The 26,889-nt window shown below is 39.5% G+C and carries 22 protein-coding genes and 1 riboswitch; of the genes, 14 read left to right on the top strand and 8 right to left on the bottom strand.

The features are described 5' to 3' along the window. Positions 1-128 precede the first annotated feature (128 nt). Positions 129-785 carry a glycerol-3-phosphate 1-O-acyltransferase PlsY gene (gene plsY / locus DK865_RS17045; protein ID WP_023582777.1) on the bottom strand — a complete coding sequence of 219 codons (657 nt, stop codon included), beginning with the start codon at positions 783-785 and terminating at the stop codon, positions 129-131. Between the two features lie 104 nt (positions 786-889). Between plsY and folB the strand changes: the two genes are divergently transcribed. Then, complete coding sequence (gene folB, locus DK865_RS17040) at positions 890-1,240, top strand: bifunctional dihydroneopterin aldolase/7,8-dihydroneopterin epimerase (protein ID WP_109392413.1); 351 nt, start codon at positions 890-892, stop codon at positions 1,238-1,240. Here folB and DK865_RS17035 read toward each other — a convergent pair whose 3' ends face one another. Both DK865_RS17035 and DK865_RS17030 read right to left on the bottom strand, forming a co-directional pair. Then, complete coding sequence (locus DK865_RS17035; RefSeq protein ID WP_109392412.1) at positions 1,241-2,479, bottom strand: multifunctional CCA addition/repair protein; 1,239 nt, start codon at positions 2,477-2,479, stop codon at positions 1,241-1,243. 26 nt (positions 2,480-2,505) lie between these two features. Continuing rightward, positions 2,506-3,126, bottom strand: coding sequence for a TIGR04211 family SH3 domain-containing protein (locus DK865_RS17030; RefSeq protein ID WP_036913850.1), 621 nt, complete (start codon positions 3,124-3,126; stop codon positions 2,506-2,508). Positions 3,127-3,345: 219 nt separating this feature from the next. On the opposite strand from DK865_RS17030, the gene DK865_RS17025 reads away from it, so the two are divergent. The 3 genes from DK865_RS17025 to hldE all read left to right on the top strand — a co-directional run bounded on the left by DK865_RS17025 (position 3,346) and on the right by hldE (position 8,656). Continuing rightward, the gene (locus tag DK865_RS17025; RefSeq protein ID WP_109392411.1) at positions 3,346-4,269 is read left to right on the top strand and encodes a CYTH domain-containing protein; all 924 of its coding nucleotides are present in this window, start codon (positions 3,346-3,348) and stop codon (positions 4,267-4,269) included. Positions 4,270-4,295: 26 nt separating this feature from the next. Beyond that, the gene (glnE, locus tag DK865_RS17020) at positions 4,296-7,136 is read left to right on the top strand and encodes a bifunctional [glutamate--ammonia ligase]-adenylyl-L-tyrosine phosphorylase/[glutamate--ammonia-ligase] adenylyltransferase (RefSeq protein WP_109392410.1); all 2,841 of its coding nucleotides are present in this window, start codon (positions 4,296-4,298) and stop codon (positions 7,134-7,136) included. A gap of 95 nt (positions 7,137-7,231) precedes the next feature. After that, the gene (gene hldE / locus DK865_RS17015) at positions 7,232-8,656 is read left to right on the top strand and encodes a bifunctional D-glycero-beta-D-manno-heptose-7-phosphate kinase/D-glycero-beta-D-manno-heptose 1-phosphate adenylyltransferase HldE (RefSeq protein WP_036913848.1); all 1,425 of its coding nucleotides are present in this window, start codon (positions 7,232-7,234) and stop codon (positions 8,654-8,656) included. A gap of 95 nt (positions 8,657-8,751) precedes the next feature. Here hldE and DK865_RS17010 read toward each other — a convergent pair whose 3' ends face one another. Continuing rightward, a complete protein-coding gene (locus tag DK865_RS17010) occupies positions 8,752-9,456 on the bottom strand; it encodes a GntR family transcriptional regulator (protein ID WP_036913845.1) in 705 nt (234 codons plus the stop codon). A gap of 301 nt (positions 9,457-9,757) precedes the next feature. On the opposite strand from DK865_RS17010, the gene DK865_RS17005 reads away from it, so the two are divergent. Next, a complete protein-coding gene (locus DK865_RS17005; protein ID WP_109392409.1) occupies positions 9,758-11,386 on the top strand; it encodes an alpha-glucoside-specific PTS transporter subunit IIBC in 1,629 nt (542 codons plus the stop codon). Further along, positions 11,386-12,708 (top strand): 6-phospho-alpha-glucosidase, encoded by a 1,323-nt coding sequence (locus tag DK865_RS17000; RefSeq protein WP_023582770.1) that lies wholly within the window; start codon positions 11,386-11,388, stop codon positions 12,706-12,708. Before DK865_RS17005 ends, DK865_RS17000 begins: the two co-directional genes overlap by 1 nt. A gap of 98 nt (positions 12,709-12,806) precedes the next feature. Here the strand turns inward: DK865_RS17000 and ubiK are convergent, their stop codons facing one another. Next, positions 12,807-13,127: a ubiquinone biosynthesis accessory factor UbiK gene (ubiK, locus tag DK865_RS16995; protein WP_109392408.1), complete on the bottom strand. Its 321-nt coding sequence runs from the start codon at positions 13,125-13,127 to the stop codon at positions 12,807-12,809. A 202-nt stretch (positions 13,128-13,329) separates the two neighbouring features. Next, a riboswitch (FMN riboswitch) is annotated at positions 13,330-13,489 on the top strand. A gap of 124 nt (positions 13,490-13,613) precedes the next feature. Here ubiK and ribB point away from each other — a divergent pair. The 3 genes from ribB to DK865_RS18980 all read left to right on the top strand — a co-directional run bounded on the left by ribB (position 13,614) and on the right by DK865_RS18980 (position 15,636). Next, positions 13,614-14,267: a 3,4-dihydroxy-2-butanone-4-phosphate synthase gene (gene ribB / locus DK865_RS16990; protein WP_023582768.1), complete on the top strand. Its 654-nt coding sequence runs from the start codon at positions 13,614-13,616 to the stop codon at positions 14,265-14,267. Between the two features lie 176 nt (positions 14,268-14,443). Beyond that, on the top strand, positions 14,444-15,229 hold the full coding sequence (gene ygiD / locus DK865_RS16985) for a 4,5-DOPA-extradiol-dioxygenase (protein WP_023582767.1): 786 nt from the start codon (positions 14,444-14,446) through the stop codon (positions 15,227-15,229). Positions 15,230-15,513: 284 nt separating this feature from the next. After that, complete coding sequence (locus DK865_RS18980; protein WP_267128450.1) at positions 15,514-15,636, top strand: hypothetical protein; 123 nt, start codon at positions 15,514-15,516, stop codon at positions 15,634-15,636. Positions 15,637-15,733: 97 nt separating this feature from the next. Here DK865_RS18980 and DK865_RS16980 read toward each other — a convergent pair whose 3' ends face one another. The 3 genes from DK865_RS16980 to tolC form a co-directional block, all read right to left on the bottom strand. Further along, positions 15,734-16,897, bottom strand: coding sequence for a glutathionylspermidine synthase family protein (locus tag DK865_RS16980; RefSeq protein ID WP_023582766.1), 1,164 nt, complete (start codon positions 16,895-16,897; stop codon positions 15,734-15,736). Between the two features lie 8 nt (positions 16,898-16,905). Further along, positions 16,906-17,634, bottom strand: coding sequence for a DUF1190 family protein (locus DK865_RS16975; RefSeq protein ID WP_036913841.1), 729 nt, complete (start codon positions 17,632-17,634; stop codon positions 16,906-16,908). 330 nt (positions 17,635-17,964) lie between these two features. Continuing rightward, entirely contained in the window at positions 17,965-19,362 is a 1,398-nt protein-coding gene (gene tolC, locus DK865_RS16970; protein ID WP_023582764.1) for an outer membrane channel protein TolC, read from the bottom strand. Positions 19,363-19,575: 213 nt separating this feature from the next. Here tolC and nudF point away from each other — a divergent pair, with 213 nt between their 5' ends. From nudF to parC, 5 genes are all read left to right on the top strand, one after another. Then, the gene (gene nudF, locus DK865_RS16965) at positions 19,576-20,211 is read left to right on the top strand and encodes an ADP-ribose diphosphatase (RefSeq protein ID WP_023582763.1); all 636 of its coding nucleotides are present in this window, start codon (positions 19,576-19,578) and stop codon (positions 20,209-20,211) included. A 226-nt stretch (positions 20,212-20,437) separates the two neighbouring features. Continuing rightward, the gene (cpdA, locus tag DK865_RS16960; RefSeq protein WP_109392407.1) at positions 20,438-21,277 is read left to right on the top strand and encodes a 3',5'-cyclic-AMP phosphodiesterase; all 840 of its coding nucleotides are present in this window, start codon (positions 20,438-20,440) and stop codon (positions 21,275-21,277) included. 3 nt (positions 21,278-21,280) lie between these two features. Continuing rightward, the gene (yqiA, locus tag DK865_RS16955; RefSeq protein WP_109392406.1) at positions 21,281-21,856 is read left to right on the top strand and encodes an esterase YqiA; all 576 of its coding nucleotides are present in this window, start codon (positions 21,281-21,283) and stop codon (positions 21,854-21,856) included. 124 nt (positions 21,857-21,980) lie between these two features. Beyond that, a complete protein-coding gene (parE, locus tag DK865_RS16950; RefSeq protein ID WP_023582761.1) occupies positions 21,981-23,876 on the top strand; it encodes a DNA topoisomerase IV subunit B in 1,896 nt (631 codons plus the stop codon). Positions 23,877-23,907: 31 nt separating this feature from the next. Next, complete coding sequence (gene parC, locus DK865_RS16945) at positions 23,908-26,865, top strand: DNA topoisomerase IV subunit A (protein ID WP_109392405.1); 2,958 nt, start codon at positions 23,908-23,910, stop codon at positions 26,863-26,865. Positions 26,866-26,889: the final 24 nt, after the last annotated feature.

Raw genomic sequence — 26,889 nt, 5'->3', positions numbered from 1 at the left:
CATTTAGTTTAAAATCAAGAGAATATTTAGCCATAGAAAAACACCCCAAAGTTGGTGTCCAACTTTTGGGGTGCAGTTCATTTAAAAGTGGCTTTTTGTTTTTGGCGTTCATTTGAAGCGTAATGTCATTAATCTTCTTTTTCTTGCTCTTTAGCTTCTTGAATGATCTCTTTTTCCGTTTTTTCGGTTTTCTTTTTCAATTTATGCCAGATACGGCTCTCTTGACCACGCCATAAACGTTGAATATTGTCGTGATGACGGTAAAGTACCAGACATGATAATAAAGCAACGGGATAAGTGAATTCGGGTTTAAACCACCAAACATAAAAAGGGGCAAGCAGTGCGCTGATAATCGCACCAAGCGATGAATAGCCACTCAGTAAAACGGTGAGTAACCATGTTCCTGCGATAAGCCCACTTAAATCCCAGCCAATGGCAGCGATAGCGCCAAATGCAGTGGCTACACCTTTTCCGCCTTTAAAGTGGAAAAAAACAGGATAAATATGCCCAAGACAAGCTGCTATTGCGACAATACCGAGGTAAAAAGGAGGCACATTTAAGTAATAGGCGAGCCAAACAGGGATCATCCCTTTTAGGACGTCACAGATAAGAACGGCTGCGGCGGCGGCTTTTCCGCCAATACGCAGGACGTTGGTTGCTCCGGGATTGCCAGAGCCAAATTTTCTTGGATCAGGTAGTCTTGCCAGTCGGCAAATCAATATCGCGCTGGAGATTGAGCCGCACAAGTAGGCGAAGATGATCATTCCAAGTGCGTTAGCACTCATTTGTATTCTCCAATGTTTATGTAAGTTCGTTAGGCATGTATGGATAATACGCATATTTCATCGGAAGTGGTATCCGATGAGCAGAAAAAATAAGAGATGACGTGATGGATATCGTATTTATTGAGCAATTATCAGTAATAACCACAATCGGTGTTTATGATTGGGAAAAAACCATAAAACAAAAATTAGTGTTCGATATCGAAATGGAATGGGATACCAAACGCGCATCCCAAACCGATGATGTGGCTCATTGTTTAGATTATGCCAGTGTAAGTAATGCAATTATCGACTATGTTGAGACGCGACGTTTTGAATTAGTTGAACGAGTTGCTGAAGAAGTGGCACAGCTATTGATAACGCAATTTGCTGTGCCAAGAGTAAAAATTAAATTAGCGAAACCCGGAGCTGTTGCACAAGCCACCAATGTAGGTGTGATTATTGAGCGTCGCGCTTAATTAGCACTGATCCTGATTAAGTCGCGATTTCCATTTTATAATCGCGACTTCTCGTTGTTTGGTTAGTGCATCTCGTATTGCACTTCCTTTTAACCCACTTTCAATGATTGGCTTAATATCCACACTATTTGCAACCGCGAAAGCTTGGCAAAGAAATGCGCGTTGTGGATAAACAAGATTTTCTGATCCTTTGCGCCCTCTTGCATCTGCTTCACTCACCATGGCTAATTGCTCAACGCGTTCAGGTTTTCGCCATGCATCAATAGCATCAAATAAGCGGATTATTTTAGAAGGGCGCATTCTATCAATAAGGTGGATGTGATCATGAAATCTTGCCGTTAAACGCGCTAAGTCACGAATATGATTAGGAATACGATAACGTTGGCACAAAGCTTCAACTAAAGGAACACCGGCGGGACCATGTCCGTGGTGATTAGGCCAATTCTCTGGAGGTGTTAATCCTTTTCCTAGATCATGACATAGGGCACTAAAGCGCACCGCAATATCATCTGTTAATTGACTGGCGATATTAAGTACCATCATGGCATGAATGCCGGTATCGATTTCTGGGTGCCATTTTTCAGGAGCAGGTACACCAAATAACGCATCAATTTCAGGAAAAAGAACGCTTAAAGCACCACATTGACGTAAAATTTCGAAATAGACTGAAGGTGCCGCGCTCTCAAGGGCTTTTTCAGTTTCTTTCCAAACTCGCTCAGCAGTCAGTGCATTTAACTCACCACTTTGTACCATTGTCTTCATTAATTGCAGTGTTTCAGGCGCAACATTAAATCCTAAAGGTGCAAATCGTGCCGCAAAACGTGCAACCCGCAAAACTCTTAACGGATCTTCGGTAAATGCCTCAGAAACATGGCGAAGTTGTCTTGCATTGATGTCATCTATGCCATGATAAGGATCGACATATTCACCATCAGCAGAATAAGCAATGGCGTTGATCGTGAGATCACGACGCGCGAGATCGTCTTCTAACGTGACATCTGGTGCTGCATAACAAGTGAAACCCGTGTAACCTGAGCCTGATTTTCGTTCCGTACGTGCAAGGGCATATTCTTCATGGGTATCAGGATGAAGAAAAACGGGAAAATCTTTGCCTACTTGTTGATAGCCTTGTTGTAACAGCATTTGAGGTGTTGCACCAACAACAACCCAGTCTCTGTCTTTAACAGGGAGCTGTAATAGTTGGTCACGCACAGCGCCACCAACAAGGTATATATTCACGGGTTTACTGTTCCTTTGGTCGGATGTTAGTTCATCCAACGATCATTTCGTTTACGACGACGTGGAATAATATGTGGGAGGATCAGACCAAAGATAAGACCTGCGCCCGCAACACCACCACCATACATAAACCACTGTAAGATGATATCGCGTTGTCTGTCATCTAATTGTTGATTAGCAAAATCGAGTTTTTTCTCTGCAACAGCGAGCTTTGTTCTCATTTGTTCATTTTCTTTTTTCAAGCCATTGATGATGTCATCGCTGTTTGAAACTTTATTTTGCATATCAGTGGTACGTTGGTTCCAGCTCTGGTCGATATTCGCCAGTTTATCGCGCAGTGTTTGGATCTCTTTTTCCATAGCAGGAATGCGAGTACGCATACTTGGTTGGGTACTGAGTTGGCTTTCTGGTAACCAAACGGTACGATCTTTATCGTCTTTAATCTGTACATAGCCCGTTGCTGCGTTACGAGAAAGTACAGTCACGGTTGAGCCCGAATTTAAAGAGCCAACAATTCGATACTGATTTCCTGGTCCACTGTGTACATAAGTGGATAATTCATCGGAAACATAACGAGTTTCTGCGTGTGAGCTCAGAGAAACGCCTAAGCCAAGTAAGGAAAGAAAAAGTAAGGGTAATTTTCGCATTATGTTTTCAACTTTTTTATCTATACAAGAGAATATTTTTACTGATACTAAAGAGTAAAGTTTGCGTAAGCAAATAGTAAACCAGAATGAGAACACTCTTAACTGGTAGAATATAGGGATAATCTGCCTTTTATTCATTATTGTTATTAGGCTATCACTTGCAAAATGAAAATGCGTCAAATATTTTACTAATCAATTGATTTACTTAAGGGAAATAGAATGAGCCAATTAGAAACTGAACTCAAAATGAGTGCCATACCTGCCGCTATTCCTCACATTATTCAGCGCATTCTGATCCTACCTCATCAGCACTCAGCCCCCAAAAAGCTGACTAATCTTTACTTTGAGACGACAGATAATCAAATTCGTCGTTGGGATATGGGGTTGCGTATTCGTGGTGTTGATGATCATTATGAAATGACAATTAAAACAGCGGGTAACGTCGTTGCAGGTTTGCATCAACGTCCAGAATATAACGTGGAATTAGCACAGCCCAAACTAGAGCTGGCTCGCTTTCCTGCAGAAATCTGGCCTGAAAATACCGATCTTGTTCAATTAGAAACGCAACTTGATGTGCTGTTTAATACTGATTTTTATCGCGAAATCTGGCTGGTGGATTTTCAAGATAGCCAAATTGAAGTGGTGTTAGATAAAGGGGCTATTCGCACTCATCAATATGAGTTGCCGATTGAAGAGTTCGAGTTAGAACTTAAAAAAGGTCATGTATCCGATGTTATCGCATTAGCGGCTTATTTGGGGGAAAAAGGGGGATTACGTCTTGCTTCTCGCAGTAAAGCGGCTAGAGGCTATTATCTGGCGAAAGATAAACCAGATTTATCGTTAAGTGTGGTAAATCTTTCCCCGAGTGACACAACTGCTCAGCAACTCACAAAATGGTTAAGTGCAATACAAGCATTAGAAGAAGCTATCTTTGCTAACCCCACACCACCGACAATGACCATGCCTGCGATGTTAGCGTTATTTTCAGATTGGTGTAAAAAACAGTCTGATTTACCTGAATCTATGCAACAGTCACTCGGTGCTATTTCGCCGTTAACATTTACAACCGCAACCGACTATTATCATGTTTTATGGTTGAACTTTAAGTTATCTTCTATGGCGTGGTTACTATCTATTGCTTAATTTCCTGACAACTTGAGAGTCTATTTATGTCTGTTATCGGTGTATTTCAACAATTGTGGAATAAAGCACAGTGCGGGTTCTCTTCTCAATTAAATGCGCTAGCGCCTTTTAATCAACAAGAACAACAGTTTTTGGCTTTTAGCCCTTTTGCAACAGAGCATTTATGTGTTAATCCTCAATGGTTGGCTGATATCAGGCAAAATCCACCAACCCATGAGGAATGGCAGAGTTATGAATCTCAATTAACGGCAAAATTAACCAATATTGATAATGAAGATGATGTGATGCGGATCTTACGCCAATTTCGTCATCAACAATTAGTGCGTATTGCATGGCTACAATTTTTTCGATTGGGTGATATTCCTTGTACGCTAAAACATTTGAGCGTATTAGCTGAAACATTGATTTGTGTCGCGAGAGATACGCTTTATCAACAATGTTGCCAGCAATGGGGAACACCTTGTGATAATGAAGGGAAACCTCAGCCGTTACTGATTTTAGGAATGGGGAAACTCGGTGGGTTTGAGCTTAACTTTTCTTCCGATATCGACTTAATTTTTGCCTATCCTGAAAATGGATTTACACAAGGCGGGCGCCGAGAATTAGATAATGCACAGTTTTTTACTCGCTTAGGTCAAAAGCTTATTAAGGCTTTAGATCAGCACACTATTGATGGTTTTGTCTATCGTGTTGATATGCGATTACGCCCTTTTGGCGAAAGTGGGCCTTTAGTCATGAGCTTTGCAGCACTGGAAGATTATTATCAAGAGCAAGGGCGCGATTGGGAACGCTATGCGATGATCAAAGCGCGTGTTTTAGGTGCTGAAAAGAAAGAGTATTGCCAAGTTTTACGACAAATGTTGCGTCCTTTTGTTTATCGTCGTTATATTGATTTTAGTGTTATTCAATCACTTAGAAATATGAAATCCATGATAAGTCGAGAAGTTCGTCGTCGTGGTATGATTGATAATATAAAATTAGGCTCTGGTGGTATTCGTGAAATCGAATTTATTACTCAGGTTTTCCAGCTAATTCGTGGGGGAAGAGAGCCCGAGTTACAAAGTAATTCATTGTTAACCGTGCTCAATGTTATCACTAAACTTGAGTTGTTAACGTCACAAGAAACAGCTCAACTCACTGAAAGTTATCTTTTCCTTCGTCGATTAGAAAATTTACTGCAATCTATTGGTGATCAACAAACCCAAACTTTACCTGAAAGTGAAGAAGATAAAGTTCGGTTAACTTTTGCAATGGGATTTGATGATTGGGAAACGCTTTATCAAGAAATTAACGATAAGATGCGAGCTGTTTCCGTGATCTTCACGCAATTAATTGGTGAAGAAGATGAAAATGATGATGAAGATGATATTTCTGAATTTAAACGTCTTTGGTTACTTGGTCGCTTGCCTGAAACGTCGCCATTATTTCATGAAACATTAACCATTGAAGCGCTTGAGGCAATAAATCAGACGTTGCAGAATTTTCGCCAAGATATTGGCAAGCGAACAATAGGACCGAGAGGACGCGATGTTCTTGATGCCTTAATGCCCAAACTATTGGCTAAAATTTGTCAGCAACCTCAAACCCTAGTAATACTACAACGTGTGACGCCTTTGCTATTAAGTATTGTGAGTCGCACAACGTATTTAGAGTTGATGCAGGAGTCAGATGAAGTTTTAACGCATGTTATACGGCTCTGCGCGGCATCTCCGATGATCGCTGAACAATTAGCGCTTCACCCTTTATTATTAGATGAATTACTCGATCCTAGTTCTCTCTATCAACCGTTGCCTTTAGATGCGTATCGTGATGAATTACGTCAATATTTATTACGTGTGCCAGAAGAAGACGAAGAACAACGATTAGAAGCATTACGTCAGTTTAAGCAAGCTCAATTACTACGTATCGCCGCTGAAGATATAACTGGGGTATTGCCAGTGATGAAGGTGAGCGATCACTTAACCTATTTAGCTGAAGCTATTATTCATGCGGTTGTTCATCAAGCTTGGTCATATATGGTGAAACGTTATGGGGAACCTGAACATCTAGCTCATCGTGATGGACTGGGTTTTGCGGTGATTGGATACGGTAAATTGGGGGGATGGGAATTAGGGTATAGCTCTGATTTAGACTTGGTCTTTTTACTAGATTGTCCAATAAACACAGTAACAACAGGGGCAAAACAGATTGATGCCCGCCAATTTTATCTGCGCTTAGCTCAGCGTATTATCCATTTGTTTAGTACCAGAACATCGTCTGGTGTGTTGTATGAAGTCGATGCGCGTTTACGCCCTTCGGGTGAATCCGGTATGTTTGTGAGTACTATCCAAGCGTTTGATGAATATCAGAAAAATGAAGCTTGGACTTGGGAACATCAAGCTTTAATTCGCGCTAGAATGATTTATGGTGATGATGAATTACAACAGATGTTTTCACGTATTCGTCATGAAACGCTATGCCTTTCTCGTGATGCTGATGTGTTACAAAATGAAGTGCGCGATATGCGTAAAAAAATGGTGCAACATCTTGCTCCAACACAAGCGGACAAGTTTGATTTAAAAACCTCATCTGGCGGTATTACGGATATTGAATTTATCGCACAATATTTAGTATTGCGTTTTTCTCACCAATATCCTGCTTTAACTCGTTGGTCTGATAATGTGCGTATTTTTGAGTTAATGGCAAAGCATCAAGTGATGGATGAAGATGAAGCGCTCGTTTTAACACATGCTTATGTCACATTGCGTAATGAATTACATCATCTGGCGCTACAAGCATTACCTGCCATTGTGGATAATCATTGTTTTATCGCAGAGCGAGAATGCGTATTAAAAAGCAAACTGAAGTGGCTTGGTGAACAAGAGTAATGGTTTGTTGGCATGAAGTCTTGTGTGTCTCTCTTTTTGCCTAACAAGTTATGGTATTATTTCGGCTTATTTTGAAAATAAATGTGGAGTATGGGATGAAAGTAACGCTGCCGGATTTTAATAAGGCCAATGTACTGGTTGTCGGTGACGTCATGTTAGATCGCTATTGGTATGGCCCAACAAGCCGTATTTCACCAGAAGCCCCAGTGCCAGTAGTTAAAGTCGATACCACCGAAGAGCGACCGGGTGGTGCGGCAAACGTTGCAATGAATATTGCGTCTCTTGGTGCTAATTCGCGTTTAGTGGGTTTAACCGGTATTGATGAAGCCGCAAAAGCATTGAGCAATACATTAAATCAGGTCAATGTGCGTTGTGATTTTGTCTCTGTTGCGACACATCCAACGATCACAAAATTACGCGTTCTTTCTCGTAATCAGCAATTAATCCGTCTTGATTTTGAAGAAGGGTTTAGCAATGTTGATCCTCAGCCTATTTATGAACGTATTCAGCAAGCCTTACCTTCTATTGGTGCATTGGTTTTATCTGATTATGCCAAAGGGGCGCTCTCTCATGTCCAAGAGATGATCCAACTGGCGAAAAAAGCGGGTGTGCCAGTTTTAATTGATCCAAAAGGAAGCGATTTTGAGCGTTATCGTGGCGCGACATTATTAACACCCAATATGTCTGAGTTTGAGCAAGTAGTTGGTGTTTGTAAAACCGATGATGAGCTGGTGGAAAAAGGGACTCAATTAGTTCGAGATTTAGAGCTTGAAGCGTTGTTGATCACTCGCTCAGAACGCGGAATGAGCTTACTTCGTGCGAATGAAGCCCCATTACATTTACCAACGCAAGCACAAGAAGTTTATGATGTTACGGGGGCAGGTGATACGGTAATTGGTGTATTAGCCACCTCTTTAGCTGCCGGCAAACTTTTAAGTGAAGCTTGTTTCCTTGCTAATGCAGCCGCTGGCGTTGTTGTCGGTAAATTGGGGACTTCAACGGTTTCGCCTATTGAGCTTGAAAATGCTATTCGTGGTCGTTCTGATAATGGTTTTGGTATCATGGCAGAAGATCAATTAAAACAAGCCGTCGAATTAGCGCGTCAACGTGGCGAACGCATTGTAATGACCAATGGATGCTTCGATATTCTTCATGCAGGACATGTAAGCTATTTAGCAAATGCCCGTAAATTAGGGGATCGTTTGATTGTTGCTGTCAATAGCGACGCTTCAACGAAGCGTCTAAAAGGTGAAACACGCCCCGTTAACCCATTAGAACAGCGTATGACAGTCTTAGGTGCTTTAGGTGCAGTCGATTGGGTGGTTGCGTTTGAAGAAGATACCCCGCAGCGTTTAATTGCCTCTGTATTACCCGATATCTTAGTTAAAGGTGGTGATTATAAGCCTGAAGATATCGCAGGTAGCAAAGAAGTTTGGGCTGCCGGTGGTGAAGTAAAAGTGCTGAATTTTGAAGACGGCATTTCTACAACAAATATTATTAATGCGATTAAAAAGAAATAATTAAGCGCTTTTATTAAGTTTAAAAAGCACTCTACGGGGTGCTTTTTTGCTATAGCCATTATTTATTCGTCTTTAATATTATTCATTATTAATAACTATTGTTCTCGTTTTAAATGATATTCAACAATATAATCTTGAGTGTTTCTATACATTATTGAATAGTTTATATAATCACCATGGATGCTGTATGATAATGTGCTGAGCCTTAATATTGGAATGTTATTCTCTATTTTTAATAATTGACAAATATTGTTGTCTGGCATTATAGGATGAAATGTCTCGTAACTTCCCGCTATTTTTATTTGGCAAATATTTTCAATAAAATCAAATTTAGAACCCTCTAAATGGGTTAATGTTAAATTACCGAAATATTTAACAGGCATATAACTATCTTCAACAATAAGTGGTTTATTATCAACGTAACGTATTCGCCTTGAATAAAAAATACGTTCATTTGAATTAATGCGTAGTTTACTGGCGATAGATAAAGGACAGGGAATAACACTAAATTCTATAACGTCACTTCTTACATTGTGGCCTGTATTTGCCATTAATTCGACAAAACCTTTTAAGCTTGCATTTTCATGATGAACATCTTTCTCTTTAATATAAGTCCCTGAGCCTTGTTTTCGTTCTAATAAACCTGCGATAACCAGTAAGTCTATTGCTTTACGGATAGTCATTCTTGAAACATCATATTGTTCTGCTAATGCTTTTTCAGACGGTAATGTGTCACCAATTTGATATCCAGCCGAATTTATTTGAATTCTTAGGCTTTTTGCAATGTCTTTATAGATCACTTTTATACCTCTTTTTATTCTAAAAAACGGCTTTCTATATTGAGAATATCTGAGTCTAATCTTTTGATATATAGAAAAATGATTTGTAGAGTGAAAATGTGAACGTTATCAAAAAATAAAAAATGATCTGCTTTTTTACTAAAAAATAGATCACTTTGCTTAAAAGATTAATATGAATCAGATCACGAATACCTCATTTCTAGTGAGAGAATAAAGAGAAAAGAATCTAATCTAAATTTACAGAATAAAAATAAATTAAATAGCATGTTATCTCAGTAGCAGTAAATAAGAGGATATTTTTATGCTCAGTCAAATACAAAGATTTGGTGGAGCCATGTTTACCCCTGTCCTGCTATTTCCTTTTGCAGGTATTGTTGTAGGCATTGCAATTCTATTACAGAATCCATTATTTATTAGTGAAGATTTATTAAGACCCGATAGTTTATTTTCTCAAATTGTTCATATTATTGAAGAGGGAGGATGGACTGTTTTTCGTAATATGCCTCTTATTTTTGCAATTGGTTTACCCATAGGTTTAGCTAAAACAGCACAAGCAAGAGCTTGCCTTGCTGTTATGGTGAGTTTTCTCACATGGAATTATTTTATTAATGCAATGGGGATTGTTTGGGGCAGTTATTTTGGCGTGGACTTTACAAATGAAGTTGGCGGAAATAGTGGTCTTACCATGATTGCCGGTATTAAAACATTAGATACCAGTATTATTGGTGCAATTATTATTGCTGGTATTGTAACCGGTATACATAATCGTTATTTCGATAAACAGCTTCCTGTATTTCTAGGTATATTTCAGGGGACATCCTATGTTGTATTAATTAGTTTTTTTGTCATGTTACCCTTAGCGTGGATAACGTTATTTTTCTGGCCTAAAGTGCAAATTGGTATTCAATCTTTGCAAGTATTTATGGTTGAATCAGGCTCTTTGGGTGTTTGGATATATACCTTTCTTGAGCGTATTTTAATTCCTACTGGTTTACATCATTTTATTTACGGACCTTTTATTTTTGGCCCAGCCGTCACTGAACATGGTATTCAAGTTGATTGGGCTCAAAATATGCAATATTTCAGTCAAAGCACTCAATCTTTAAAAGAGTTATTTCCTGAGGGTGGCTTTGCGCTACATGGTAATAGCAAGGTCTTTGGCTCTATTGGTATCGCGCTGGCTCTTTATTTTACTGCCGCACCTAAAAATAGAGCCAAAATTGCAGGTTTACTTATACCTTCTGCGTTGACCGCAGTGTTTGTGGGAATAACAGAACCTTTAGAGTTCACATTCTTATTTATCTCACCGTTATTGTTTGCGATTCATGCCGTGTTAGCCGCCACATTAGCGACAACGCTTTATCACTTTGGTGTTGTTGGAAATATGGGTGGGGGGATCATCGATAATTTCCTTCCTATGAATTGGATCCCAATGTTTCATAACCATTACGGAATGATTATCACGCAAATAGTCATCGGTTTAATTTTTACAATGATTTGGTTTGTGGTGTTTAGAACATTAATTATCAAACTTAATTTAAAAACACCAGGCCGAGAAGAAGATGACGAAGAGATAAAACTGTATAGCAAACAAGACTATAAAAATAAAAAATCACAAGATTCAGATAGTGCAAAAACAGCAAAAGAAGACCGCAAACTCGCATTGCCTAAAGGTATTCTCGAAGGCTTGGGGGGAAGCAGAAATATCAAATCCTTAAATAACTGTGCAACACGTTTACGTATTGAAGTAATAGATAACGGGATAGTTGAAACGGATGCTTATTTTAAAGGGCTCGGTGTACATGGTGTAGTGCGTAAAGGTCATGCATTACAAATTATTATCGGGCTACACGTTTCTCAAGTGAGAGACAAGATTGAACAACTAATGAAAGACGATTCACAAAATATCACCTTGTCGGAGGCTATATAATGAAGAAGTTCTCAGTCGTAATTGCAGGTGGCGGTAGTACATTTACACCCGGTATTATTTTGATGCTACTGGAGAATTTAAAACGTTTTCCACTAAGAGCCATCAAATTTTATGACAATGATGCCGAGCGGCAAGAAATCATTGCTAAAGCGTGTGAAATAATTCTGACAGAAAAAGCACCTGAAATTGAGTTTTGCTATACCACAGATCCTAAGACTGCCTTTACGGATGTTGATTTTGTTATGGCACATATCCGTGTTGGTAAATATCCAATGCGTGAAAAAGATGAAAAAATTCCTTTGCGTCATGGTGTATTAGGGCAAGAAACTTGTGGGCCTGGTGGTATTGCTTATGGTATGCGTTCTATTGGTGGTGTTTTAGAATTAGTTGAATATATGGAAAAATATTCACCAAATGCGTGGATGCTAAATTATTCTAACCCTGCAGCCATTGTTGCTGAAGCTACTCGTCGTTTAAAACCTAATGCGAAGATCTTAAATATTTGTGATATGCCAATTGGTATTGAGTCACGTATGGCGCAAATTGCAGGATTAAAATCACGCAAAGAGATGCGGGTTCGTTACTACGGTTTAAATCACTTTGGCTGGTGGACTCAGGTTGAAGATCTGCAGGGTAATGATTTATTGCCTGTTATTCGTAAACATGTTGCTGAACATGGATATATTCCCAAAGTGGCTGGTGAGCCGGTTGAAGCAAGTTGGAATGATACATTCGGTAAAGCAAAAGATGTCTGGGCGTTAGATCCATCAACAATGCCAAACACTTACTTGAAATATTATTTATTCCCAGATTATGTCGTTGCGCATTCTGATCCTCATCATACTCGTGCGAATGAAGTGATGGAGCACAGAGAAAAGAATGTATTTAGCGCTTGTCGTGCCATTACAAGTGCGGGTAAATCATCAGCAGGGCATCTTGAGATTGATGAGCATGCTTCTTACATTGTCGATCTGGCAACCGCTATTGCGTTTAATACTCAAGAAAGAATGTTATTGATCGTTCCTAACAACGGTTCAATTATAAATTTTGATCCAGAGGCAATGGTTGAGATCCCATGTATTGTAGGAAGTCATGGGCCAGAGCCTTTAGTCATGGGTAAAATTCCATTATTCCAAAAAGGGATGATGAGCCAACAAGTTGCAGTTGAAAAATTAGTGGTAGAAGCATGGATTGAAAAATCATATTTGAAACTTTGGCAGGCGATTACGATGTCTAAAACAGTCCCTAGTGCGACTGTTGCAAAAGCAATTTTAGATGATTTAATTGAAGTGAATAAAGACTATTGGCCAGAATTAAAATAGTTGCTAATAGGTATAGTGAGTAGATAAAAAATAACCCTGTGTCTTTGTGAGATACAGGGTTTTTGCTTTATGGCTTAAATAAGCAATAAAGTCATTGATTAAGCTTTATTTTCTGCTTGAGTTTCTACCACAATTTCAACGTCTTCAATTTGGGTAACTTCTGCTTGAGGTTTTACCTGCAGACCCGCTTCTAGCTCATTTAAACGTTGTTCTAAACGATTAAGTTTTTCACGAGTACGTAATAAGACCTGAGTTTGTACATCAAACTCTTCGCGATTGACTAAATCCAATTTGTTTAATTGAGATTGCAGAACAGTGCGGATTTTTTTATCAATATCATCACCCAAATCCTTAATGCCCTGTGGTAGAACGTTTTGGATTTGGCGCGCAACTTGTTCAAGTTTTTTCGGGTCCAACATGGGAAGTCCTCACAAATAAAATAGAAAGCTGAGGCTAAGTGTAATATGAGGACAGAGGGAATAAAACCAGATATCAAGATTATTGTTACTTTTTTATTATAAATCGTTAAATAACCGTATGTCATAAAATGATTATGTGATGAAACAACGATTGTCGCTGATTGATTATTGCCTCTTATAATTTTAAAGCGTATAGTTTCACTGTTAATCTCAGGGCGGGGTGAAAGTCCCCACCGGCGGTAGATACCTGAATACTTAGGTAAAGCCCGCGAGCGCTTTGTGTTGCCATTGTAATGCAAAGGTCAGCAGATCCAGTGTGATCCTGGAGCCGACAGTTAAAGTCTGGATGGGAGAGAATAAAATAGCATCAGTAGGATCATTGTATCCATTCCTGTTGTTTCTGCTTGTGTATTTGTTAAGCAGAGATCCACTCCTAAGACTGCCCTGATTCTGGTAACTTTCATTAATTATTGAGGTTTTTTTACCATGAATCAGACGCTACTTTCCGAATTTGGTAATCCATTTGAGCGTGTTGAACTTGCTCTAGAAGCCCTTCGTGCTGGTAAAGGCGTGATGGTGCTCGATGACGAGAACCGCGAAAATGAAGGCGATATGGTTTTCGCAGCAGAAACGATGACCACAGAACAAATGGCGATGTCTATTCGTCATGGTAGTGGCATTGTTTGTTTATGCATTACAGAAGAACGACGTCAACAACTTGATTTGCCTATGATGGTGGAAAATAACACCAGTCATTTCCATACGGCATTTACAGTAACCATTGAAGCAGCGCAAGGTGTAACAACAGGTGTTTCAGCATCTGACCGTTTAACGACCGTACGAGCCGCTGCCGCTGACAATGCAAAACCAAGTGATTTAAATCGCCCAGGTCACGTATTCCCATTACGTGCGCAACCTGGTGGTGTGTTAACGCGAGGTGGACACACTGAGGCATCGATTGATTTAGCAACGTTAGCCGGTTTTAAACCTGTTGCCGTGTTATGCGAATTAACGAATGATGATGGTACAATGGCAAGAGCACCCGAAGTGATTACTTTTGCTAAAAAGCACAATATGCCGGTGTTAACTATTGAAGATTTAGTGGCTTATCGTCTTCGTGAGGAGAAAAAAGCTGGCTGAAATTAACATGTTATAAACGACACTGAAAACACACACACACTTATACAAGCCACTTAAGGAAACTTAGGTGGCTTTTTTCATATTTTTTGAATAACTATTTCATGCTTCTTTGACTATATTTTAAGTAAGAAGGCAGTATGCTTATGTGATAAGAACACTTGCCATAAGAGGTGGTTATGGAAACAAAAATGATGCCAGCGCTGTTTATTGGGCATGGTAGTCCAATGAATGTATTAGAAGATAATACATATACTCGCCTCTGGTCAAAATTAGGGGAAACGCTTCCTCAGCCTAAAGCGATTTTAGTCATTTCAGCCCATTGGTATACCGATGGTACTTATGTAACGGCGATGTCGCAACCAAAGACAATTCATGATTTTTATGGATTTCCACCAGAATTGTATGCAATAGAATACCCCGCGCGAGGATCGATAAGTTTAGCTGCGTTGGTTGAAGATCTGATTGATCCGATTAAATTAAAACTCGATATGGATCAATGGGGATTAGATCATGGAAGTTGGGGAATACTTGAAAAAATGTATCCCAATGCGAATATTCCAGTGGTTCAATTAAGCATTGATGCACGTCAATCGGCACAATGGCACTATCAATTAGGGCAAAAGTTGGTTGAATTGCGTAAAGAAGGCGTCTTAATTATTGGTAGCGGTAATATTGTTCATAACTTAAGAATGATGGATTGGCAAAATAGTGATGCAACGCCTTATCCTTGGGCACTTTCATTTAGTGAAGCAATAGAAAGTAGCTTGCAAAGTGACAAAGAGCCAACTGATCTCTTTACGATTTTATCAACGGAAGAAGGGCGATTGTCCCATCCAACCGCAGAGCATTTTTTACCTGCGTTATACCTATTAGGTTTAAAACAAGAAGGTGAAAAAGTGACATTACTGAATAATGACATTGTCAATAAATCACTCAGTATGATGACATTTCAGATTGGATAAGATTGTTCAATAAAGCTAATTTATAATATCTAAAGGTCAAATTCACTTTTGTAGAATTTGACCTTTTTTATATTAAATATAATGTATCGACTCATTATATTTTCCTCATTGTTGCTCTTTCCAATTTTTTATATAGATATAATAAATACACTTAACCTTTTGTTTATATTGATTTTATTTTCATTTGAATAAATCTCTGATAAGTTTCATTACTATTCAATGAATACTTTTTATATTTCATTAAATAAATCGATATTGAAATAGATAATCAGAAATATGTTGTTATGACGAAATCTATAACCGTTGTAGCAAAGAATAAGTTAAGAACCGTTGATATCGTGTGTGTTAAACCTGAGATCCATACTGCGATTGTATCTGCTATGGATATGATTATTTCTGGAATATAGCCATATATTGAAATCATAAAATGAGAAGATTTTTGCAATAAAAAACACCTTACTGCTTATAAACAATAAGGTGCTCAATATAATTTTAAGATTTCTATTAATCTAAAATAATATGTGGATAGAAGCGGGAGAGATCTTGTGTGATTAACTCTCTATCTTCTCTGATACAAATACCCGCAGATTGATCATTCACTAACCAGCTACCGATTAAGGTGTAGCTATCGCCGAATTTTGGCAATGGATGGAAATCCTGAACAATAAAGCCTTCTTCACCATAAGGTCCATCTGCAACAGCAATATCTTTGCCGTTTTCAACAATGCGAATATTTGCACCTTCGCGTGAAAACAGTGGCTTGATAACATAACGTGATAATGAATCCGGCGCTTTGCCATCATAAAAATACGCAGGTAGTAGATTTGGGTGATTAGGGAACATCTCCCAAAGCATTGGCAGTAATGCTTTATTCGAAATAATACTCTTCCAAGAAGGTTCTAACCAACGAATGCCGGCATCAGCCAGCTTAGTTGAGAAGTCTTCACGGAACATAAATTCCCAAGGGTAAAGCTTAAACATATTGCTGATTATCTGATCTTGCAGATCAGTTAATTCACCCCGTTCACCGAGACCCAGATCTTCAATAAAGACAAAGTCAGTCGTGACTTCAGCTTCTTCAGCACAATCTTGTAGATATTGAACTGTACCACGATCTTCTTCCGTATCTTGGCAACAAGATACATGTAGATAACGCATTCCGTATTGATCACGAAGCTCTGCAAAACGATCAATTAACTTCTCTTGAATACTATTAAATTGATCAGAATTTTGTGGTAAACGGCCTGCATTAACTTGATCTTCAAGCCAGATCCATTGGAAAAAAGCAGATTCATACAGTGAAGTTGGCGTATCTGCATTATTTTCTAACAGTTTTGCCGGACTTTTACCGTCATACGCTAAATCAAGACGTGAATAGAGAGAAGGTTGGGAGGATTTCCATGAATCACGTACAAAATCCCAACAGTGACGAGGGATTTGAAAACGCGTCAGCAACTCTTCACTATTAGCCACTTTATCCGCGACTTGTAAGCACATCTGATGCAACTCTTCCGTTGTTTCTTCTAACGTTTCAACCTCTTCCATTGAGAATTGATAGTAAGCATCTTCAGACCAATAAGGCTCGCCATACATTGTATGAAAGTTAAAGCCAAATTCAGTTGCTTTTTCACGCCAATCCGGGCGTTCAATGATATTTTCGCGTTTCATGGTTTTAATTAACCACCTGAACGGTAAGAAGATGAACCGGTTGAGCTACGGTTATTATTCGTTGCACTGGTACGTTGAGCCGCTGCCTGTCTTGAAACCGTATTACCAAAGCCACCACGTGTTATCGTTGAGGTTGTTGATGGTTTTGGTGTCATGGCTGTTTTGGGGACGTTCATTTGACGACCACCCACCGCTGGACCATAGTTACGACCTGTTGCATCCACAAATTTACCATTTGCAGGGCTTGTTGGATTACGTGAACTAAACAGAGGTTGTGCTGGCGCACCGCCGCCCATTAGGCGACCCATCATATAACCCGCCATTAATGGCATAAAGAAGCTACCACCAGAGTTAGCTTGAGCCATTTGTGAGCTGTCTGGGCTTAAATTATTGGCATTTTCAGTACTGACAGGCTGTCCATCAATAGACGCTGTTTGTGTACATTGTGCATCACCGAATTCCGCTACACAGTCTTCTAATGTTGCGTATTTAGGTGCTGTACGCTGCGCTTCTTGCAATGCAGTACGATAAGAGTCTTCACACTGCGCTGCTTGTGAAGGATTTGCTTGAGCACATTCTTGTGCATTCATATACAGTGAAACTGTTTCATCGCTCTCTTCACATCCTGAAAGCGCGAATACAGCAGTGATGGCGATTGCAACAGGCGCCAGACGATAAGGACGAAATGCCTTACGGAAAGCATCACGATTAATCGATTTGGTACGTTTCATTGGCATATTGATAAGATCCATAAAAGGTAAAACGTTCAAAATAAAAGCTAGGATAGGTTAAATAGTCTAGAAAATAAATAAGAAACGCCTAATCATCAGGGATAACCAGAAATTTGTGATCTTTATAAGGTTAAGGGTAATGAAATTAGGTAAATCCTCTCTTTTTAACTTAATTGTAATTAAGGTATTTGTTAATACAAGAATATAGATATTGTTGAGATCTTAATTTAAGTCATAACACAATATCTTATGTGAAGAGGAAGTATAAAAAAAAACCGCTTATCAGTTTATCGCTGAGAGCGGTTTTTTATCAGTGACTAAATTCTTAATTTACGATCAAGGCGCAACGTTAAGAGCCGGGCTTGTTAACGGGCGAATAATACTATCTGGTGAAGTCGAAACTTCTTCGCCCAGTGTATTATTTAACTTAATCAAATCATTTTCATTTAATGTGCCACGGGCATATTCAATATTTAATTGGTTAATTAAATAGTCATAACGCGCGTTGGATAATTTTTGTTTTGCATCATAAAGTGTTGTTGTGGCATTTAACACATCAACAATAGTACGAGTCCCCACTTGATAACCCGCTTCAGTTGCATCTAATGAACTTTGCGCCGAAACTACAACTTGTTGATACGCTTTAATGCTACTGATTGATGCAGAGATATTGTTATAAGAAGAACGCGCTATTTGGACAATAGAACGATAAACCGATTCTAATTGTTCGCTTGCACTAGTAAAACCATATTGTGCTTGTTCAACTTGTGAGCTGGTTTTACCGCCGGTATACAGAGGAATGCTAACAGACAGACCAATACTATTTTGGCCACTGTAACTATTACGACTATTACCTGCTGTTGCTGGTGGTAATGCGCTGCCGTGACTATGGCTATTGGATACGCCAGTTGATGCATTTAAATCGACGGTTGGTAAGTGACCTGATTGCGCTAAACGGATATTCTCTCGCGCTAAATCTTGACCTAAACGTGCACTTAATAAACTTAAGTTACGTTCTTCAGCATCTTTTAGCAGTTTCTCAATAGAGTCGGGTGATGTGGTTGAAAAACGACCAATATTGAGAGATGCAAGATTAATGTAATAGATACCACTTACTTGGCGTAGTTTTTCTAATGCATTATCTAATTGATTTCGACCAGCCACTTCTTGTGCCAGTACGCTATCATAATTTGCACGCGCATTTTGCACGTCAGTAATAGCCACTAAACCTACGTTAAAACGTTGAGTTGTTTGATCTAACTGACGGTAAACTTGTTCTTTTTGCGCTTCAATAAATGATAAGGAGTCGATAGCACGTAAAACATCAAAGTAAGCGGTCGCGGTGTCTAAAATCAACTTTTGCTGACTTGTCTGGTAAGTTACGTCGCTCATACCCGCTGTTTTTTCTTGCATGTTTAATTGGCGCCATAAAGCCATGTTAAACACACTTTGAGTCAGCGTTAAACTTGCACCAATCGAATTGGATTCGGTATCTCTTGCATCACGGTAGCCGCTTTTATAATCTGCAGATGCGCCTAATCCTAATTGGGGTAATAATGAGCCACGAGCTTCATTAATTTTTTCAAAAGCTTGATTTCGTTCAGCTAATGACTTACGTAACTCAGGGTTACTGTCCTTTGCTTTTTGATAAACTTGAAGCAGATCCTCAGCCTGACTTGCAGTGCTGAATCCTGCCAAACTCATCGTGACCAAAAGAGAGAGCAGTTTTTTCATTTTAATTCCTTTTTGCAACAGTTTCGCTGAGTTGCCTCTGTTAATCTTGATTGGGGATAATTCTAGCAGATTGTTTCCCTAAGTAGGGGTAGCCATTTGTGCCATATCCTTTTATTTTAGATTAACTTTACATGAATTGTTGGCAAATTTCTTTAAATCTGTATTAAACGTAAGCAATAAAAAGACTCTTAAATGTAACTTAAGGAACATTGTATGAAGAAAAGGGAAAATACACCATTTTTATATGGTCGTGAAGATGTGAAATTGCTCAATCAAAGAGATTTATACAAAGGCTTTTTTCGCATGACTGAATATCGCTTTAAACATCGCCTTTTTGAAGGTGGATGGAGTGAAGAGGTTAAACGTGAGGTTTTTGAACGAGGTAATGCCGGTGTTTTGCTTGCTTACGATCCTAAACGTGATGAAGTGGTATTAATTGAACAAATTCGTATTCCTGCGTATGAAACCAGTGAGACACCTTGGTTGCTTGAAGTGGTTGCTGGCATGGTCGAACAAGGAGAAAGTCCGGAAGATGTTGTTAGACGTGAAGCTCAAGAAGAAGCGGGTGTGATTGTTGGACGATGTGAACCGATTGTAAGTTATCTTTCAAGCCCCGGTGGCACAAGCGAAAGAATGCATGTTTACGTCGGTGAAGTTGATGCAACAACCGCGAAAGGTATTCATGGACTAGCGTGTGAGAATGAAGATATTCGAGTGCATGTTGTCAGCAGAGAACAAGCCTATCTTTGGGTTGAAGAGGGGGTTATTGACAATGCTGCATCTGTTATCGCACTTCAATGGTTACAACTTCATCATATTGCATTAAGAAAGCGTTGGTCAGTAATTTAATACACTCATCAATCTTTAAAGGATGTTTTTAGTCATATTATCAAGTAGAGTAACTATCTCTAAGTGTACGATATCAAATGAATTAAATTGTAAAGTGAAGTGAAAAAAACGTGATTGAAAGCGAGAATATTTCTCACTAATCTTTTGAAATGTGTATTGGTTGGCAGATCTTTACTACGAAAATACGTTAACATAACGGCTAATAAGAGTGAAACAAGGAAACCTTTTGGAAAGCCAGCTTGAATTATCGGTGAAACACAAAAACACCGTAAGAATATTACAAATCACAGACACCCACCTCTTTGCTAATGTGGAAGATACTCTGCTGGGTATAAATACCTATCGTAGCTATCATGCGGTATTAAATGCGATTAGAGAGCAGGGTCTTGATGTTGACTTGATTGTTGCGACAGGTGATTTAGTTCAAGATCAAACCTTTGAGGCTTATCAGCATTTTGCTGATGGCATTGCGACGCTAACACCTCCTTGTGTGTGGTTGCCGGGTAATCATGACTATCAACCTGCGATGATTGATGCTTTAAATCAGGCAGGAATTTTGTCAGCTAAACAAGTGTTGATTGGTGATAATTGGCAACTGCTGTTATTAGATAGCCAAATTCAAGGCGTTCCTCATGGTGAGTTATCAGACTGTCAGTTAGATTGGCTAACTCGTTGCCTAGAAAGTCAAAAGCACAGAGAGACGATTATCTTGTTGCATCATCATCCTATGCCTTCAGGGTGTACATGGTTAGATCAACACAGTTTAAGAAATTCTCAAGAATTAGCAGAGCGTTTAAGAAATCACTCTCAAGTAAAAATGATGCTTTGTGGTCATATTCACCAAGAAATGGATGAAATGTGGAATGGTATTCGTTTGTTGGCGACGCCTTCTACATGCATTCAGTTTCGTCCTCATTGTACAAATTTTACATTAGATACGGTTTCTCCTGGCTGGCGTTATTTAGAAATGTCACTTTCGTCTGATGAAAAGGGCAAAATTGAAACACACGTTCATCGTTTAGCGGGGACTGAATTTTGTCCTGATCTTGATGCGGATGGTTATTAGGTTATGCCTCGTATTCTTTACTTACATGGCTTTAATAGCTCACCTAAATCAGCAAAGGCACAGGCTTTTCGCCAATGGCTTGAAGTAACACATCCTGAAATTGAATTGTTAGTTCCTCAATTGCCACCTTATCCTCAAGAAGCCGCTCAGCAAATTGAAACGTTAGTTAAAGAAAGTGCTGGTGATAAGCTCGGATTAATTGGTTCATCATTAGGTGGCTATTTATCTATTTGGTTATCTCAACGTTTTAATTTACCCGCTGTTGTTGTTAATCCTGCGATACGTCCTTTCGATCTTTTGCAAGATTTCTTGGGTGAGAATGAAAATCCTTATACACATCAAAAATATAAGTTAGAACCTCATCATATGGATGAGTTGCTTGCTTTGCGTATTCCCACAATCACATCACCGGAACTTATTTGGTTGCTTCAACAAACTGGAGATGAAATACTTGATTATCGTCAAGCTGTCTCATATCTTGGCGCGTGTAGGCAAACCATAGAATCGGATGGAAACCATGCTTTTGTCGGTTTTGAACGTTTTTTTCCGAAAATTATTCAATTTTTAAAGATAATTTAGCCTTTCGGTCGATTAACCTGTAAAACGTAGGTTGATGTATCTAGCCGAAAATTAATATCATATTGCCGCCAACACCTGTTATTATAAACAGTATTTTTCTAACAGCGAACCGCAGATTAAAACAATGACTCAATCAAGTTATAACGCAAAGGATATTGAGGTTCTTAATGGTCTAGAGCCTGTACGTCGCCGTCCGGGGATGTATACAGATACAACAAGACCGAACCATTTGGCACAGGAAGTGATAGATAATAGCGTGGACGAGGCGCTTGCGGGACACGCATCAAAGGTCGATGTTATTTTATACGCAGACCAATCTATCGAAGTTATCGATAATGGGCGAGGAATGCCTGTCGATATTCACCCTGAACTTAACGTTTCTGCTATCGAGTTAATCCTTGCTCACCTCCACGCCGGAGGAAAATTCTCTAATAAAAACTATCAATTTTCTGGCGGGTTGCATGGTGTGGGGATCTCGGTTGTTAACGCCCTCTCAAAGCGTATTGAAGTGACTGTTCGTCGTGAGGGTAAAATTTACCAAATTGCCTTTGAAAATGGCGATAAAGTTGAAGAGTTACATGAGATTGGCACCTGTGCAAAACGAGATACAGGAACGAGTGTGCATTTTTGGCCTGATGGCACCTATTTTGATGTTCCTCGTTTTTCTTCTAAAAGCTTATCTCACGTATTAAAAGCCAAAGCGGTACTGTGCCCCGGCGTTAATGTTTCTTTTATAGATAAAGTAAACAATACCCAAGAAAATTGGTGCTACGCTGATGGCTTAACCGATTATTTAAGTGAGGCTGTCGCTGAATTTGTTCGCCTTCCTGAAGAGCCTTTTACAGGTAAATTTGAAGGTGATAATGAAGCTGTTGAATGGGCGATGTTATGGCTACCTGAAGGTGGCGATCTACTCACTGAAAGCTATGTTAACTTAATTCCGACCGTTCAAGGTGGTACACACGTAAATGGTTTGCGCCAAGGTGTGTTAGATGCAATGCGTGAATTTTGTGAATTCCGTAATTTACTGCCAAGAGGCCTTAAATTAACCGCAGATGATACATGGGAGCGTTGTGCTTATGTGTTATCAGTGAAAATGCAAGATCCTCAATTTGCAGGGCAAACCAAAGAGCGACTCTCCTCAAGACAAACCAGTGCGTTTGTTGCAAATGCGGTAAAAAATGCGTTTAGCTTATGGCTAAATCAGAATGTTCAAGTCGGTGAATTACTTGCTGAAATGGCGATTAGCAGTGCTCAACGTCGTATGCGAGCAGCGAAAAAAGTGGTGAGAAAAAAACTCACTTCAGGGCCTGCATTGCCGGGTAAATTGGCTGATTGTACTTCTCAAGATTTACGTTACACCGAACTGTTTTTAGTTGAAGGGGACTCTGCGGGAGGCTCTGCTAAACAAGCTCGAGATCGTGAATATCAAGCGATTATGCCTCTGCGCGGTAAGATCCTAAATACATGGGAAGTTTCTTCAGATGAAGTGCTAGCGTCACAAGAAGTTCATGATATTTCAGTCGCAATCGGTATGGACCCTGATAGTGATGATTTAAGCCAATTGCGTTACGGTAAAGTGTGTATTCTTGCGGATGCGGACTCGGATGGTTTACATATCGCAACCTTATTGTGTGCTTTATTTGTGCGCCATTTCCCTGCTCTTGTTAAGGAAGGGCACGTTTATATGGCGATGCCACCACTTTACCGTATTGATTTAGGTAAAGAAGTTCATTATGCCCTTGATGAATCAGAAAAAAATGCCATTTTACAACGTTTAAGTCGTAAGAAAGGAAAGCCTAACGTACAGCGCTTTAAAGGTTTGGGGGAAATGAACCCACTTCAACTGCGTGAAACAACGCTTGATCCTAATACGCGTCGTTTAGTGCAATTGGTGATTGATGATGAGAATTATCAAGAAACCTTAGGCATGATGGATATGTTGTTAGCGAAGAAACGCTCTGAAGATCGCCGAAATTGGTTACAAGAGAAAGGCGATGAAGTTGACATCGAAGTGTAATGGATACCACAAGAGTCTGAGGAAAAATTGAATGAGTGAATTGACTCATGATGGTGTAGAGCGCCAACCGCTCCACTTATTTACAGAAAACGCCTATCTTAACTACTCCATGTACGTCATTATGGATCGTGCATTACCTTTTATTGGAGATGGGCTGAAACCCGTGCAACGTCGTATCGTCTATGCGATGTCAGAGCTTGGTTTAAGTAATAACGCTAAATTTAAAAAATCAGCTCGCACCGTGGGTGACGTGCTAGGTAAATATCACCCACATGGTGATAGTGCATGTTATGAAGCAATGGTACTTATGGCTCAGCCGTTCTCTTACCGTTATCCATTAATTGATGGACAAGGTAACTGGGGTGCGCCGGATGATCCAAAATCTTTCGCCGCGATGCGTTATACCGAATCACGCCTTTCTAAATATTCACAAACATTATTGAGTGAATTAGGGCATGGTACGGTAGATTGGATACCTAATTTTGACGGCACAATGCAAGAGCCGAAAATGTTGCCTGCACGCTTACCCAATATCGTGCTTAATGGCACAACGGGGATTGCTGTTGGGATGGCAACGGACATTCCACCGCACAATGCGCGTGAAATAGGACAAGCTTTAGTGATGCTTTTAGATAATCCTGATGCAGGGTTATCTGACGTGATGCAATATGTTCAAGGTCCTGATTATCCGACTGAAGCTGAAATTATTACCGCTCAAGACGATATCAAAAAGATTTATAAAACAGGGCGTGGCTCTGTCAGAATGAGAGCTGTATGGCAGAAAGAAGAAGGATGTGCGGTGATCACCGCATTACCTCATCAAGTGTCTGGCGCCAAAGTCCTTGAGCAAATAGCCGCATTGATGCGAGCAAAAAAACTGCCTTTAGTTGAAGATTTGCGTGATGAATCTGATCATGAAAATCCGACTAGACTTGTTATTGTTCCTCGTAGTAATCGTGTCGATTTAGAACAAGTGATGTACTACTTGTTTGTCAATACTGATTTGGAGAAAAGTTATCGCGTTAACCTAAATATGATTGGGTTAGATAACCGTCCAGCAGTAAAAGGATTACTGACGATTTTAAACGAATGGTTAGTTTATCGTCGCCAAACAGTAACAAACCGCTTAAATCATCGTTTAGAAAAAGTGTTACGTCGTTTAGAAATTCTCAAAGGTTTATTAATCGCTTATCTCAACATTGATGAAGTGATTGAAATTATTCGTCATGAAGATGAGCCAAAAGCAGAATTAATGCGTCGCTTTGAGTTATCCGATATTCAAGCAGAAGCTATTTTAGAGTTACGTTTACGTCATTTAGCCAAGCTTGAAGAGATGAAACTAAAAGGCGAAAGTGATGAACTTGAAAAAGAACGCGACAGCATTGAGAAATTGTTAAGTTCACCACGTCGTTTAAATACTTTACTAAAAAAAGAAATTGAAGCCGACGCGAAAGAATTTGGTGATGATCGTCGTTCACCGATCCACCCTCAAGAAGAGGCGAAAGTGGTCAATGAGCAAGATATGCTGCCATCAGAGCCCGTCACTATTGTGCTTTCTGAAATGGGCTGGGTACGTAATGCAAAAGGGCATGATATCGATCCGAGTGGCATGAGCTATCGCGCTGGGGATAGTTATCACAGTGCAGTACGAGGTATGAGTAATCAACCTGTTCTGTTCCTAGATTCCACAGGTCGAAGCTATACTTTAAGTCCAAATGATATGCCTTCAGGTCGTAGTCAAGGCGAACCATTAACGGGTAAATTGACTTTCCCACCTGAAGCTAGCGTGAAATACATGTTAGCGGGAAGTGCTGGACAAGAATATTTACTGGCAACAAAAGAAGGTTATGGCTCGGTTCTCTCTTACGATGAAATGGAAACGAAGAATAAGACAGGTAAAGGGTTACTAACCGTTCCTGAGGAGACTGAGTTATTAGCACCGCTCTTAGTTGATCCTCAAAAGAAAAATGAGCAACATTGGTTTATTATTATCACGGATAAAACACGTATTTTAGCCATTTCAGCCGAACAACTGAATGAAATGAATAAAAAAGGGCGTGGTACACGTCTTGTTGCTTTAGGAAAAGAGCAAGGTGATGTGATTGAACAAATGCTGTTTGCACCTAAAGATGAAGCATTAATCTTTACTGTTGATGGTCAGCAAGAAGTGCTTAAAGCAGAAGAGATCAACTATTTTAGCGGCAATGCTGGCGATGAACCTATTCCGTTAAAACATCTACATCCTGAAGCGGTTACTGTCATTATGTCTGAAAAAGGGCTCATTCGTTGCCAAAAAGGACATAATATAGATGCGAAATCGGCGGGTTTTAAATCGGGTGATGATTATTTTGATGCTGTTGAAGGGATGAGTAATCAACCGGTACACTTAATTGATACCACAGGTCAAAGTTATACCGTTGATGTTGATGCATTACCTTCTGGTCGTAGCAAAGGCGATGCGCTAACTGAACGATTAAAAGTTCAGAAAGGTGCACAATTACGTCATGTTGTTATGGGCGAAAGCACGGATAAGATCTTAATGGCATCTGATGCAGGTTATGGTTTTATCTGTCAGGTTGATGATTTAACTTCTAAAAATAAAGCAGGAAAATCACTACTGACTTTACCTGAAAATGCATTACCATTACCGCCGCAACGTTTGAATAATGAGCTTACTGATCTCATTATGATCATTACAAAAGGCGGTAGGATGCTGATTTTTGAAGCAGCAGAGCTACCAACTATGGTGAAAGGAAAGGGAAATCAGATGGTTTCTATTCCGGCATCACAAGCCGCAAGTGGTGAAGATAACGTTGCTTGGTTACGAGTATTACCTGAAAATGCCTCTGTTACCCTGCATTTTGGTAAACGTAAAATGACAATGTCGATGAATGAGCTAGTTAGCTTTAAAGCAAAACGTGGACGTCGAGGAACCTCTTTACCTCGGGGTGCTCAAGTTATCGATCATATTGATATTGAAACACATTAAATCTAATACTTAATTGATATTGAG

Origin of the sequence: Proteus cibi (genome assembly GCF_003144405.1) — a bacterium.
Taxonomy (GTDB): domain Bacteria; phylum Pseudomonadota; class Gammaproteobacteria; order Enterobacterales; family Enterobacteriaceae; genus Proteus; species Proteus cibi.
Note: the sequence above shows the minus strand (reverse complement) of the source record. Positions and strands in the feature narration are given on the sequence as shown.